General features: G+C 49.3%; 11 protein-coding genes. 3 read left to right on the top strand and 8 right to left on the bottom strand.

Annotated elements, in window-relative coordinates; translation table 11 throughout:
- Positions 1 to 49: 49 nt before the first annotated feature.
- Positions 50 to 1,135: a glycosyltransferase family 4 protein gene (locus J1N60_RS06945; protein ID WP_312912549.1), complete on the top strand. Its 1,086-nt coding sequence runs from the start codon at positions 50 to 52 to the stop codon at positions 1,133 to 1,135.
- Positions 1,136 to 1,602: 467 nt separating this feature from the next.
- On the opposite strand, the gene J1N60_RS06940 is transcribed toward J1N60_RS06945, so the two are convergent.
- From J1N60_RS06940 to J1N60_RS06920, 5 genes are all read right to left on the bottom strand, one after another.
- Positions 1,603 to 2,331, bottom strand: coding sequence for a hypothetical protein (locus tag J1N60_RS06940; RefSeq protein WP_312911793.1), 729 nt, complete (start codon positions 2,329 to 2,331; stop codon positions 1,603 to 1,605).
- Positions 2,332 to 2,488: 157 nt separating this feature from the next.
- Positions 2,489 to 3,361 carry a glycosyltransferase family 2 protein gene (locus tag J1N60_RS06935; RefSeq protein ID WP_312911791.1) on the bottom strand — a complete coding sequence of 291 codons (873 nt, stop codon included), beginning with the start codon at positions 3,359 to 3,361 and terminating at the stop codon, positions 2,489 to 2,491.
- 234 nt (positions 3,362 to 3,595) lie between these two features.
- Entirely contained in the window at positions 3,596 to 4,897 is a 1,302-nt protein-coding gene (locus J1N60_RS06930) for an O-antigen ligase family protein (protein ID WP_312911790.1), read from the bottom strand.
- A 40-nt stretch (positions 4,898 to 4,937) separates the two neighbouring features.
- On the bottom strand, positions 4,938 to 5,822 hold the full coding sequence (locus J1N60_RS06925; protein ID WP_312911789.1) for a glycosyltransferase family 2 protein: 885 nt from the start codon (positions 5,820 to 5,822) through the stop codon (positions 4,938 to 4,940).
- A 169-nt stretch (positions 5,823 to 5,991) separates the two neighbouring features.
- On the bottom strand, positions 5,992 to 6,885 hold the full coding sequence (locus J1N60_RS06920; protein ID WP_312911788.1) for a nitroreductase family protein: 894 nt from the start codon (positions 6,883 to 6,885) through the stop codon (positions 5,992 to 5,994).
- A 333-nt stretch (positions 6,886 to 7,218) separates the two neighbouring features.
- Here J1N60_RS06920 and J1N60_RS06915 point away from each other — a divergent pair, with 333 nt between their 5' ends.
- On the top strand, positions 7,219 to 8,520 hold the full coding sequence (locus J1N60_RS06915; protein ID WP_312911787.1) for a polysaccharide pyruvyl transferase family protein: 1,302 nt from the start codon (positions 7,219 to 7,221) through the stop codon (positions 8,518 to 8,520).
- Positions 8,521 to 8,562: 42 nt separating this feature from the next.
- Positions 8,563 to 10,032: an oligosaccharide flippase family protein gene (locus tag J1N60_RS06910; RefSeq protein WP_312911786.1), complete on the top strand. Its 1,470-nt coding sequence runs from the start codon at positions 8,563 to 8,565 to the stop codon at positions 10,030 to 10,032.
- Between the two features lie 165 nt (positions 10,033 to 10,197).
- On the opposite strand, the gene J1N60_RS06905 is transcribed toward J1N60_RS06910, so the two are convergent.
- The 3 genes from J1N60_RS06905 to J1N60_RS06900 all read right to left on the bottom strand — a co-directional run bounded on the left by J1N60_RS06905 (position 10,198) and on the right by J1N60_RS06900 (position 13,707).
- Entirely contained in the window at positions 10,198 to 12,609 is a 2,412-nt protein-coding gene (locus tag J1N60_RS06905) for an MFS transporter (RefSeq protein WP_312911784.1), read from the bottom strand.
- A 302-nt stretch (positions 12,610 to 12,911) separates the two neighbouring features.
- On the bottom strand, positions 12,912 to 13,268 hold the full coding sequence (locus J1N60_RS20605; RefSeq protein WP_425499332.1) for an HNH endonuclease signature motif containing protein: 357 nt from the start codon (positions 13,266 to 13,268) through the stop codon (positions 12,912 to 12,914).
- A 283-nt stretch (positions 13,269 to 13,551) separates the two neighbouring features.
- Positions 13,552 to 13,707, bottom strand: a complete 156-nt coding sequence (locus J1N60_RS06900; RefSeq protein WP_312911782.1) for a hypothetical protein — start codon at positions 13,705 to 13,707, stop codon at positions 13,552 to 13,554.
- Positions 13,708 to 13,919: the final 212 nt, after the last annotated feature.

The raw sequence follows: 13,919 nt of genomic DNA, 5'->3' as shown, positions 1-13,919 counted from the left end.
AATAAGGGGAATCGAACGGCCTATCAAATTGCTCGAGAATACAGATACAATGCGAATTCTACGCGTCGCACAGAAGGTCTACCCGGACGTAAAAGGCGGTGGCCCGTACCACGTCCACGCGATGAGTCGCGATCAGGCGGCGATGGGCCACGACGTGACCGTGTTGACCGTTCGAACAGACCCGGAGCTGCCGCCGGTGGAGACTCGAGACGGGTACACCGTGGTGCGGTACGATCCGGCGGTGAACCTGCTGGGGAACGACATCAGTCTCGGACTGGCGCGGTTTCTTGCGGAGGCCGAGGCGTACGACGTGATGCACGCCCACTCGCACTTGTACTTCGCGACGAACCTGGCGGCGATCAAGCGGTTCCTTGGCGACATCCCGCTGGCGATCACGAACCACGGGCTGTACTCCCAGAACGCGCCCGAGTGGGTGTTCGACCTGTACCTGCGGACGGTGGGGCGGTGGACGTTCAACCAGGCCGACGTGGTGTTTTGCTATACTGAGACCGACAAGGAGCGGGTGCGGGAGTTCGGCGTCTCGAGTCGGATCGAGGTCGTGCCGAACGGGATCGACACGGAACGGTTCACACCTGAAGGTCCGGAAAGCGAACTGGTGAATAGCGACGGTCAAGTGGTGCTATTCGTTGGACGCCTAGTCGAGGGGAAACGTCCACAGGATGCCATTCGGGCGGTCTCGAGAGTAGCCGAGACGAGGGACGTAGAACTATACGTCGTCGGTGATGGGACCATGCGTTCCGAACTCGAGGCGATGGCCGACGACGATATTGTGACCTTCCTTGGTCAGGTACCCTACGACGAGATGCCAGCAATCTACCGCACTGGTGTTGCACTGCTATTACCGAGTCGCGCCGAAGGGTTACCGCGAACCGTACTAGAAGCATTTGCCTCCGGTGTCCCAGTTGTGTCGAGCCACCTTGAGCATACTGCACCAATCGTTCAGGAAGGTGGCGAAACCGTACCGATTGGGGATGTTGAAGGGTACGTTCAATCATTAGAACGAATGCTTGAGTTTGGGGAGATTGGGAAGAAGGGACGAAAAGCAGTTGTCGAGGAATTCCGCTGGCGAGATACAGTTAAACAAGCAACAATATCTCTACAATCAATAATTTAATAAATTATATTTATAAATTCGCCTCAGGTGTGGAATTCAGGAGTGATCGCAAATAGTGTTTTATTAAACCATCTATCGACTCGCGAAAATATAGCCCTTCAGAGACTAGGGTTCTCATTGATGGCTACGGCTATCAGACTGCTCTCGATTAGGGTTGAGTGGTCGATCCAAATACGGTAAATAAAAGCCTATCAAAAAGTGGTTTCATACGCTCAAATGCGTGTTGACCGTTTACACATCTCATGGGTGGACGGGCGGCCGAGTAATCAAGAGTGTTCTTACAATTTGCGCAAGATAATATCTTCCAGCGACCGCCTCAAGCACTTGATAGGCAAATACCGGTCGAGAAAATCACTAGATAATACCAAGACTAGCGGGATGTTTCTGCTTACTTTGGCAGCAGCAGTTCCGGCGGCATGCTTATGTCCCTTGCTATTGGCGCTGTGGTACCACAATGAGGCCGGCATTCATCTGTAGCCCAGGTCACGAAGACGTTGATCAACACTCTCGAACTCTACATTAGTGGCCGACTCGTTTGCACTGACAATCGATCTACGTTCTTCATAAGGAAATTCGACCCACGGAACAGCCGTGAGTTCAGGATCGTGTATTCCAGGTGGATGTCCATAGATGCGGATTGGCAGCCAGCACACTCGTTTTCCGTAGAGATTTCCGTGATCGCTAGTCAGGACAATCTTTCCTGTCAGTTCCGACTGGAGCCTGTCCATCTCCGAAAGGACGAGCTCCAAGTTCTCCCGATAAGCTGTTCGGACGGTTGCCTCTGAAATCTGGCCAGCTGACAGTTGTACCCACACGGAACTATACTTGCTCTCACGGTTCGGACCGAATGTGGCTTGTTCATCGATCTCTCTTCCCGTTGGCCCGATGAAGGGATAGTGTGGCTGCATATAATGGATGATCAGTCGCTTATTTGGATATTCGTTATCAAGGTCAATCGCAGCTTTGGTGACGTGTTCGGGGCGCACCGTCCGGATGTTCTCGTTCCAGTTGTTCTGCCAAACGTGTTCAATGTGTGCGAAAGAAAGTTCGAAGTCCGCGAACTGCGGCGAGGCCGTCACGTAGACGGTGTCTCGACAGTCGACACCGGTAAAGTTCCGCTTGATGAACTCCCGTGTATGGCTAGAGTTCGAATGGACCTTCCCCACTGAGATCTCGAATGGATCAATTTCTGCCATCAGGTCGTACCGACATGCGTCAAGTATGACGAGTACATCCCAGTCCTCTTCAAGAAATTGAATCTCATCAGGTAATCGAGACACAAACGGGCGAACCAAATTAATCCGGATTTTTCGCTTGACGGTCTCTGGATTTTGTAGTCCCCGCCGAATACTTTTACTTAGCATACGAATCTATGAGTTCTCTTATCTTTCTACAGTCTTCTTTTGTTGCCTCACACTGTGTAGTGGGTGAAAACGCTGAACGGAGTCGACGCTGGATCTTCACAGGTACATTCATGTATATCAGCCACCCGAATTGGAGTAACAGGTATCGGTAGGGCAGTTTGAATGCTTTAATCGCTTGCCAACTACGATATGCAAGCGTAGCTTTCTTTACGAGTTCATTGTGCTGACTCCGTGATCCGTCATTTATTCGGTAGACGTATACAGGGTCAGACAGATTTGCAAGCTCCCAGTTGATTCCAATCTTGATTATAAGTTCATACCCTTCGACATTTTCAGACTGAAAGAGGTCGGCTCCGAAAAGCGCCTCTCGACGATACATAGCTGTTCCGCCATTAATCATCGGTCCACGTCCCATGTTCTTCCGAATATCTCCATCAGACGACGGGCGAACTCGCAGCTCCGGGGTTTCCTGGTTTGGAGTAATATAATAGAACGCACCTCCAACGACACCGATGCCAGGATTAGTTTCAAGGAATTCTACCTGCTTTTCGAAACGGACAGGCAGCGAAATGTCATCGGCATCGTGAAACACAAGGAATTCCCCGTCGGCGTGCATTGCACCCCGATTCATTGAGAAGGTCTGTCCCATATTTGTCTCGTTTCTGAGGATCGTATGTTGCTCGTCATCTATGAATGAGCGAGCTTTGATTATAGTCCCATCAGTAGAGCCATCATCTACAAGTATAAGTTCGAAATTTGGATACGTCTGAGCAAGCAGTGAATTAATAGTAGTTTGAATGTGGTCTTCCTCATTATACATCGGGATGATTACGGAAACTAGGGGGGAACTATCATTAGACATACGTATTATAGATCAACGATGGACCGCATTAGAATCGATATATAGAGTCATCACACATAAACAAATCGAAATCATACAAGGGATTTATACACTTTATTATGGTATGAATTGTAGTAAGTCTTAGCACAGTTTTTGGGTACAGTTTGAGTGCATTATCTCTGTTTTCGATAGACACGACAACGGAATCAGAACACATGGAAACGGGGTGTAGTTTGTTCCCAAGTATGTCCTCAATCATGTGCTTTTATCCAGTTTTGGCGCGATTTTTCCTAATGAAAGCACAAATATGAAAATCAGCCATAGATGCCGTTGTCTAAATCCAAAATGAACGGTTCCATAAGCCAAGAGACCTGCTAAACTAATGTACACCCCGGCAGCAAGTCGACGGAGTTCTCCATCAGGTAGTATTGCGAACGTGCGCAGTACTGTCCGGCCGAGCAAAATATGAAATGCTAGAAAAAATACACCACCAACAATTCCTGTCGTGGCCAGAATCGCGAGAAAGGTATTGTGGATCGAGCCACCTCCACCAACCTCAACGCTCATAAATCTTGCCGAGGCACCGATACCAACACCCACAATCGGATGCAACTCTAGTGCCCGTGGAACCCCATACACAAACTGGAGATACCGCGGCCCGCTAAGCGCTTGCAGGCTATAGTCTTGGCGAGTGAATAGGTCAAACGAGGAAGTGACTGCGGACGGCATTTGAACACCCATAATTAGAGGAGTCGCGATAAGAAGTCCGATACCGCCGCAAACACTCGCCCAAAGTTCCGTTCTGAAGGTTATATCTCGAGAAATCAGTTCGTAGGCAAGGACCATCATGACTTGGACGATGAGAATTACAAGCGAACCGTCGGATCCGCTCGCAATGACTGCCAGAAAGGATAGTAAAGTTGCACCGACAAACATGAAGAAATGGCGTCTGGAGCGGGATCGCGCCGGATGAAGCGCCAATAGCGGGACAATAGTATGGAGATATGCTGGGAGCTGGTTCGGCCGTCGAAACGTTGCGATGAGGCGATTGCTTGGTTCAAACACAAATGAAGATGGAATCTCCATAAGGATAGCGACCATTCCGATAATGCTCACTAACAGAACCACCGCTGCGCCTGCCAAATACATGTTAATGTACCAGACAAAGTTTTCAACCGTGTCAATAATCTGGTAGCAGACAATGAGACACCCCACATAATAGATTAAAATGAATAGCATGAGAGAACTTGAGGTCAGACTGTAGGAGTTCCAGAGAGAAGCGATGCCAGCAACTATTAGAAGGACCAACGGAAAGACATGAATAGGAAGTTGTAGTTTAGCGTCACGTTTATACACGTAGATTATATATTTCATTGCCAGAAGAACAAATATTACCTCAAACACAGCAAATCTCTCACCAACAAATGGGAGTTCAATGGACTGAACGAATGGCGTCGTAAAGAGTAGGAAGGCAAGCATTTGTCTAATTGTACCTCGAACTGCGAGATATAGACCGACAGAGCCAAGAATGCCAAAGAAAGCGATTGAAATATTCATCGGTGAATAATTAGTTAGGGCAGATTATTTGCTCTGTGGTTTATCGAATGTGAAAAAACAGACGTTTAAAGGTTTTCTTGAACCAACTCGCAGCCTGAATCCCGTATCGGCCACCAAAGCTAGCGAACAAGTGATACCAGTGGCGCCAAGATCTTGGATTAGTTCGCAATCCCTTCCAAAAGAAAAATCTCGCTGCTCCCATGTTCCCAGAACGAGCGTGAGCCATCCCCCGTTGGTAGTATTGATTCGCGATACCTGCTTGTGGAAACTTGTCACGATGTTTTTCCAGTAGCCTATTCTGACCTTCAATCTTTTTTTGTAAATTTGCCCCAATCCGGGTTTCTCCTTGGTCATGGATGTGATATCCAATATAGGCATCCCGGATTGGCTGAATCAAATAGTCGTCGGGTTGCAGTGCTCTGATGAAGAAATCGTAGTCTTGAGAGGAACTCATCTCTTCGTCCAAATAGCCGACTTCCTCAAAGATACGACGGCGAAAGGCAGTGTTTGAAAAACCCCCGATCTTATTTTTCACAAGAATCTCCTCATATTTGATTGCCTGATCTGCAATTGTGACGTTGGTCTTATCTCCGTCCTTATAAATAATTCGGGAGGAATACGTCCCAATACATCGATTCGACCTACTATCAAACTGATTAAGAACTTTACCAAGGTAATTCGGTTCGAACTGATCATCAGAGTCGAGAAATGCTACAATATCTCCTTCTGACTCTTTAATACCTTTATTTCTAGCGGCGTTAGCACCCATATTTTTATCAAGGCGCACGTATGTCACACGATCGTCAGTGTAAGATTTGATAACTTCTTTTGTGTTGTCTGTCGAACAATCATCAATAATTATCAATTCAAGATCTCCCATTGACTGCTCAAGAACACTGTCGATAGCTCGTGGAAGAACGTTCACTCGATTGTATGTGGGAGTGATTACACTTATTGCTACCATATTGTTCTGAAGTTTCTGATCAGAGAGATATGAAGTTGATGGAACGTGGTAGGTATAGATAGACGATTACTATCCATTAGCATCTGTACCATGGCTGGCACATGTTATGCATATTCTACCATTCATTTAATCACCAGTTGCCAACATTATACGATCTTATGTCCTCTAACCTTTTCTTTTCAGAATAAGGGATTAGACCATCTGGATCAGGATAACCGATTGCCATTAACATTATAACGATTTCATCATTTTCTAGGCCAAGAAGATCGGTTATTTGACGGTCATTGCTTGGAATAGATGGCCAATTAATACAGCAAGACGCGAGTCCCTGTGTTTCCAAAGAAAACTGGAATGCCATAGCAGCGAGACTAGAATCGATGTAAGTAACGTGTTTATCACGAGAATCAAAGTATGCTCGCTGCTTTCCAATAATGACTGCTAGACATGGAATATTATGCCTATATCCTCCAGCTCCGATGGCAAGTGAAGAAATCTTCTCAATTGATTCTGGATCATCGTAAAATCTGAATTCAAATGACTGCCTATTACACGCACTCGGTGATTGTATCGCCACCTCTAGTGACTTGTCAATAAGATATCTTGGAACCTCTTGGTCTTGAAACCACCTAGTACTAGTTCTCTGGGTCGCAAGTTGCTTTAATTCGTCATGAGACACGGGGGGATCACTTAATTCTCTACGTGGGAATGGTACTCGATCGCCTGGTGTATGATCAATATGTGCTAGGAAACTTGAAAACTCACTGTACGCATCTCCTATTACATCAGTATGATCTACCGTTTCAAAGTATTCGACAAGAACATCAATAGTCCAATAGAGTTGAGCATCTTCTTGGGAATGATCCCACGCATTTTTTAAATCATTAACTAAATCCCGAATGTACCCTTCTGCAAATACGGGGCGGCGGTTTCTCATTGAAAGACCTTTTTCAATCCGATGAGTGTTTCGAATAATACGGTGCCGTAAATTATCTCGTTCTTCCTCCAATTTATGATACTCTGACACACCACAAAGCACAGTACGTTGTTCCTGGTAGAATGTTCCTTTAAAGAAGAAGTATAGACTAGTTAAAACCCGTGAACGGGAGATCGTTCGAAGTGTCTTATCCCTTGGAAGAGCTCTCCAGATGACGTTTTCGTAGAACATGTTAAGTGAAAACTGCATACCCTTTCGGAGTAGTTTCCTGGTGCCTCCCTGACAGTAAATTGATTTTCCTCGAGAAAGCATCGATGACATTCCAAATAGCATTAATCTGCTGGGGCCACTTCAACGTATCTTTTCATTCATCCTTGCGATATCTTCGAGGTATTTATACTGGTGCGTGACAGGTATTTGGTTATGAGTGAAAGATGTAGAGAGGTTGCTCGAAATATGTCTCTTGCCGCTTCTACCGAGAAGGAACTTCTGTCTACTCTACTGTTTTCCAAAGATAATCACCCCACTGATTCCACGGACCGAAGTAATATTATTATCATCGGTGGAGAGTTATTCAACAAGGGGGCACAAGCGATGACATTTACCGTGGTTGATCAGATGTCCAAACGATTTCCCGAGAAAGACATTATTTTGCTCTCTGGACGAGATTATCAACGGTCAACGGACGAGAAGTCACAATACACGTTTGAGATCCTACCTTGGGGTGCAGAAATTCAGCTGCCTTTGCTATCTCCCTCGATGAAGTACTTCAATACTACTGAATTTACAAACGACGTAGTAGAACAGATCCATGAAGCGCTGGAAAACTGCTCATTTCTTATTGACATCAATGGTTATGCATTCTCCTCACAATGTAGCTTCAGAGGATCAATAATCTATATTAATAATATAATTATAGCTAGAAAATTCGGAATGCCGATGTACATATTTCCGCAATCAATTGGGCCATTCGATTATGAAATGGCAAAGAAACAGGTTATTAATCCATTGATGGAAACTTACCTCCAATATCCCGAAGTTATTTGTCCACGGGAAGTTGAGGGGGTTGAATCACTTACTCCGTATACACGGGATAATGTTCAAAGAGAATTTGATATCGTTCTTCAGAAACAGGGATATGACATTAGAAATATTTATTTAGATAAACCCAATTTGAGATATGAAAAAATCCAATCAGATGCTGTTGGAATCGTCCCAAATTCGAAAGTGTTTGAACACGCAGATCACGAAGATCTGTACTCACTCTACGACGCAGCTATAGAGAAATTACTCTCAGAGAATCGGACGATCTATATTCTTCGACATTCAGTTGAAGATCTTGATCTTTGTCGCAATATAAAACGACAGTTTAGAAACAATGAAAGAGTCATTCTACTTGAAGACGAATTAAATGCAATTGAACTTGAGCATATTATCAACCAATTTGATTTCCTAATAGGTTCTCGTTACCACTCGCTTATTCATGCGTATAAGAACCATACACCCGTTATCACTATCGGTTGGGCTATTAAATATAAATCACTTCTGAGAGACTTTAATCAAGGAGAGTACTTCTTCGAAGGGAGAGAGAAGATTAACGAGAAAGAGTTCACTGTTGCAGTAAGCAAAATGAGTGAACAGTATAGCCGTGAGTCTAGTACCATAGAAACAAAACTCAAAATCGTTCAGCAAAATAATTTATTTAACAGATTATTTGATAAGTGATAAAGAGTGTCACGAAACCTAGTTCGCGCTTTCTTCTCTATCTTGGGAACAAAGATCGGTGTTCTTGTTTTAGGTATACTTACAACACCGATTATCGTCCGTTTCTTGGGTAGTGGTGGCTATGGTGATTACGCACTTGTGATGTCTGTGTTTAGTGTCTTATCTGTCTTTACTACATCTGGAATATTTAATGGCATAAGAAAGTATATCGCTGAGGATCGATCGATTGCTCACTGGAATGACCATGTATTCGCATTTTACTTTAAATTATCGATATTGATTACTGGAGGATTTGCGAGTCTCTTGGCGGTGTTCTCACAAACGGATATCGTCGAAAATATGTTCTCGGTAGAGTTTCAAACGTACTTTATAATTCTGGCGGCGTATCTTTTCCTCAACCAATTTTATTCGGTAGGGCGAGGGGCCCTAATGGGCTTTGGATTAGAGCATCGTTCGGAACCACTTCAAATCATGAAGAAGCTAACATATGCAGTAACAGCGGTCGTACTGCTGCAGTTTGGACTGGGTGTAGAAGGTGTCCTTATCGGTCAAGTTACTGCAGCGCTGATCGTGGGCGCTATTACTCTCTGGTTAATTAGAGAACAGATATCATTTTCAATCTTGTTCAAAAGGTCTCAATCTGTTCCGAGATACGAGCTGTTGAGTTTCAATGCGTATAGTATTCTGCTGGCATTTCTTACAATATCGTTATATCACGTTGATATTCTAATTCTACGGCCAGTAGCAGGAGATGTCGAGACTGGTTATTACAAAGCAGCACTCGTAGTTGCTGAGTTCCTCTGGATGGCACCCATGGCAATCCAGTATACCCTCGTTCATTCTACGTCCGAGATGTGGTCCAAGGGACAACACGAAACGGTCACAGAGATTGCGTCTCAATCCACGAGACTGAATCTCTCTCTTATGGTTATTATGATAATTGGATTGGCTGCTCTTGCAGACGTCTTCGTTCCGATCTATTTTGGATCTGAATTTTACCCAGCAGTTGGACCTCTCTTAGTTCTCCTACCGGGTGTTCTCGGATTTGCCCTAGCTCGTCCGATTTTCGCTATTGGTCAAGGAAAAGGTGAACTCCGAAGCCTTGTTCTCGCCACTAGTGGTGCTGCAGTCCTTAACCTGTGTCTGAATCTCTTATTGATTCCACGATACGGCATGATTGGCGCCGCACTTGCAACATCTATCGGTTACGGTTCGATGGTCCTTCTTCATACGTGGATTGCACGACGGATTGGATTCGATCCAATTTCTGATCTACGTGCAATTCGGATAATTGCAGCTGGTCTTCTTACTGCACCGATCGTGTTCGGCTTAGCAAGAATCCTTACACCAATTCCCTCACTCATCGTTGTCCCGTCTATTGGATTCCTACTGTATTTTGTACTCTCAATCCAGCTTGGAGTGATTAATACCGATGAAATAGAACTGGTTCGCCAGAAAGCACCGAGAAAGTTCGATCCACTTTTCAAATGGATATTGACTCTCAAAAGATAGTAATTGATTCACAATTCCTCCTCAAGGTCACTCACATCGAACTCTCTCGAGATACGCCTGTCCCTCCTCAGTGATTACGTAGAACCCTCAATACGGCCGTTCAACCAACCCATACGAGACTCCAGTAGTGCCAGCTAAAGTTGAACGAATACCCTGAGATACGTCTTACCCGCCTGCGACCGCCTCACCGGCCTCCACGTTCGCCTGCGTCACCGTAATGTTTCGATCACCGACCTCGTATGTTCCCGGATAGGCCACGGTGACCTCGAGTCGCCCCTCGCCATCCGCCTCCCCGTCCCGCCCGTACTCGAGGGTTTGTCCATCGACCTCGACAGTCGTTCGTACCGAAACCCTCTCGTTCGGCGAGACGGTTGCGTTGATAGTCGCGCCGGGGACGACTGCATAGGCAGCACTCGAGTCCGACAGGGAAATCGCCTGGTAGTGACCAAGCTCTGGAACAGACCCGTTATCTTGGAGGAATTGTTCGTGCGTACTCCCCGAGCGAACCGTTCCCTCGTCATTGGTTACGACAACGTAGCCGACGCGCCCGGAAATCTGCTCGTACTGCTCGTCCGGAGAAGCCCCGCCGACGAACTCGCCGTAGTTTGAGCGAGCGTATGAATAGCTCCGCGACTCGCCGTTGACAAAGTAGTTGTACATCCGGTTGTCCCCCCACTCGCTCAGCACGAAGGTCTCCGGGTACTCGCGATCGGTCTCGAGAGCGTGTTCCTCGATCGCCGCCGTCGCTCCGTGCTGTCCCTCGCTGTAGGTGATCTGTCCGGTCAGGCCGGGAACGAAGAGTAACCCGAACCCGCAGACGAGCAGGCCGGTACCGAGGACGTAGAGCACCTGTCGTCGTTCGGGCCAGTCTATCGACGGCTCCGTCCTACCGTCGGCAGCGACAGCCCGACTACTTTCCTCCCGAAACGGACGGGGCCGCCGGGCTAGGTCGACTACCGAGAGGACGTAGACGAATCCAATGCCACCAAGCACGGCTACAGGGATCATGAGCTGGGCGGCGAATCGAATCTGGATTCCAGCGAGTACGGTAAAGAAGACCGTGTAGACGGCGAGCACTAACCAGGCAGGTTCGTACTCTCGAGAGAGAAGCCACACGGCCCACGCGAGAACGGCGACGCCGAGGTAGAAGCCCACCCCGAGCTGCACCAGGGGCCCAAAGATCACCATGTAGTCAGGAGTGAACAGCGACGCCGACTCTGTGTACCCCTCGCGGAGGAAAAGGTCGTCCGCCCGGCCTCGAGCGTTCGCCCAGTCCTCGGGCCGGAGCCGCCGAAGCGCGTAGAGGCCGATGCCGACGACGCCGACCTCGAGCGCAGCTAGCCCACCGACGTGGAGGTCGAGAGAGCGCCAGAGTTCACCCAGTGCGACCACCACGATTGCTCCACCGAGCACCATCGCCGGCGTGTACGCGACGAACGCGAGTCGCCAGCCCCAGCTGGTGTGCGCCCAGATCGAGAGTCCCGCTCCGATCGCCAACCCTGCGAGCAACGGAAGGTTCGCCAGCGTCGGGGAAATACTCTCCCGGACGTCGACGAGGACGCGGAGGGCGACGTACGCGGCGAGCGGCATGAACAGCAACGGCGAGCCGCCCCATAGGTGGATCGATATCCCCAGCGCGAGGCCCAGACCGATCGAAACCACCCACGTCACCGGCGACTCGAGATGACCGCGAATAGCGTCCTCCGTTCTCGTCTCCGCTCGTCGACGAGTAAAGTCGGCGGCGAGCAACGCGAGCGCCAGCAATGTCACGCCGAGCCAGAAGTACTGGTGGAGTCGGTGCTCGAGGAAGCCGAGTTGCGTGTAGACCGCGTGAACGGGGGCGACGGCCAGCAACACCACCGACGCGACCCCCACTCGAACATCTCGCGTGACGACCACGGCCAGGGCGTACACCACGACTCCCAGCGCCACCGTCGCGACGACGGGGAGCCACGCAGCTACCATATCGGCGGCCCACTGGTCACCGCCGAGGAGCGTCGCAAACCACCAGTTAGCGGCGTGGGTGAGCGGCCGCCTAGTCATCGCTCCGGCCGGCATCTCGGCGAGCAAGCCGATGTCCGTCGGACTCGTCGATCGCGACAGCAGGTCCTCCATCCAGTAGCGGTAGAAGTAGGGATCGTTCCCCGGCGACAACACGTCGTCCCCTCGAAAGACCGATCCGTACTGAACGATCCGCATTGCGAACAGGAAAACGAGCGCCCCAGCAAGCCCGGCGAGCGCCCGCCGATCGCCCCAGATCCCCAGCTCGAGCGACCGCTCCTCGAGAAAGCCTCTCGCTGCACCCGCATCGAATTCCGTCTCGAGGGACTCCCCCTCAAGCGCCGCCCGGACGGCTTTCGGGTCCGAGACCTGGTACTCGCCGTCGGCCTTCTCGACGATTCCGCGTGAGACCAGCTCGCCGAAGGTCCCCGAGTTCACCGGCACGTCGTCGAACGTCCACGTCTCGCGCGCCGAATCGGTCTCGAGGACAGCCTCGAGCGTCGCTTCACCGTCGTCGCGGTCCTCAAGGAACTCGGTCGTGGCCTCGTGAACGGCGACGCGATCGTCCGCAGCCATTGAACCGATAGTGAGTATCCCGTTCCATTACCCTTTCGTTCCGGGACACGTTCTCGTCCCCCCAACGCGGTCTCGGGAGCAACCGCTCGAAAGACGAGCAACCGCTCTCGACGCGTCTCGAGTTCCCTCGAAAGGAATCGGGTGTTGTGAGGTAGATTCCTCGAGCAACACGTATAGCGCCCGGAGAGACACCCGCTCGCAAGCCAGAGCAGTCAAAATCTCGTCGAGGTGAGACCGACTCGAGCGATGACTTCGTAAGTACACGCAATCCTGCCAGCCAGCCGGACCATCCCAGGACAGAGTCATTCCGAACACTGGTTGAAGTGCTTCTGCGCCTCGGCAAACATTCCCGGCCACGGGTCAGGCGCCGTCTCCAACGTTGCTACTCGTTCCCAGTATTTCTCCATCCAAGCCGCATCTTCGCCACGCAATCGCAACTCGTCTCGAGACTCTATGTCACAGGCTTGTAGTTGTTCCTCTGGGGGTAGCCCTTCGAGCGACTGGTGGCACGCATCACAGACCGAGAGGAGATTCTGTGGGTCGTGGGGATCTTCAGCCTTCCTTTCGGGAATAATATGGTGGACGTACAATCCCCGTCCATTTGATGTCTCCTCCCGTCCGCAACGAACACACGCACTGTCCCTGGCGCGAACAGCCATGGCAATCCACCGAAATTCGCGTCCGCGTGACGTCCCATCCTTGAAGTTTGGATGTCGCTCTCCAGTTTGTAAGTACGTCCTCCAGGCCACACCGCATTCCCGACTGCAGTAGTGATTCTGGTCTGTCTTCCATTCGCGGACATCCATCGGCGTGCCACACCAGTTACATCGGATAATTACCGTCGTTTGTTTGTCGTGTGCAGCTGCCATATGGACTCGAAGTCCTCTGTTCCCCTGAAAGTCATCGCCACAGTGTGGACACGTCTTCTGATCAGTACTCGAATTACGTTTGTTCTTTGCTGTCATCTTCGATTACTCGTCCATCCGTATCGGCCTCAATCAACTCGATGAGGCGTTGTTCGAGGCTTTTCGTCCGCGGAACCGTCTCTTTCCACGCGTTCCACGTCTCGTCGTCGACCTGGAATTGATATTTGACCATGCACCCGATTCGACAGGTTACGTCATTAGCGTTTCTTACTGTGTGTCTGGAACACTTATACTTTGTTAGTCTAACTAAGTCTTAGTAAGCACTAAGGCGCTAGCGGTCAGAGTCAGAAGTAGAGGCACAAGCGGCCACAAATCTGCGGCCCGGTGCTGGTACACCGAGCCTTGTGCCTTGGGATAAGGCAATGACGACTACGACGACCACGC

The sequence above is a fragment of the Natronosalvus caseinilyticus genome, assembly GCF_017357105.1.
GTDB classification, from domain to species: Archaea; Halobacteriota; Halobacteria; order Halobacteriales; family Natrialbaceae; genus Natronosalvus; species Natronosalvus caseinilyticus.
This window is presented reverse-complemented; position numbering and strand designations above follow the sequence as displayed.

Excerpts from the sequence above, each read along its gene's own strand:
- J1N60_RS06945 (WP_312912549.1), top strand. The coding sequence starts at position 50 with ATGCGAATTCTACGCGTCGCACAGAAGGTCTACCCGGACGTAAAAGGC.
- J1N60_RS06940 (WP_312911793.1), bottom strand. The coding sequence starts at position 2,331 with ATGGCAGAAATTGATCCATTCGAGATCTCAGTGGGGAAGGTCCATTCG.
- J1N60_RS06935 (WP_312911791.1), bottom strand. The coding sequence starts at position 3,361 with ATGTCTAATGATAGTTCCCCCCTAGTTTCCGTAATCATCCCGATGTAT.
- J1N60_RS06930 (WP_312911790.1), bottom strand. The coding sequence starts at position 4,897 with ATGAATATTTCAATCGCTTTCTTTGGCATTCTTGGCTCTGTCGGTCTA.
- J1N60_RS06915 (WP_312911787.1), top strand. The coding sequence starts at position 7,219 with ATGAGTGAAAGATGTAGAGAGGTTGCTCGAAATATGTCTCTTGCCGCT.
- J1N60_RS06905 (WP_312911784.1), bottom strand. The coding sequence starts at position 12,609 with ATGGCTGCGGACGATCGCGTCGCCGTTCACGAGGCCACGACCGAGTTC.
- J1N60_RS20605 (WP_425499332.1), bottom strand. The coding sequence starts at position 13,268 with ATGGCTGTTCGCGCCAGGGACAGTGCGTGTGTTCGTTGCGGACGGGAG.
- J1N60_RS06900 (WP_312911782.1), bottom strand. The coding sequence starts at position 13,707 with ATGGTCAAATATCAATTCCAGGTCGACGACGAGACGTGGAACGCGTGG.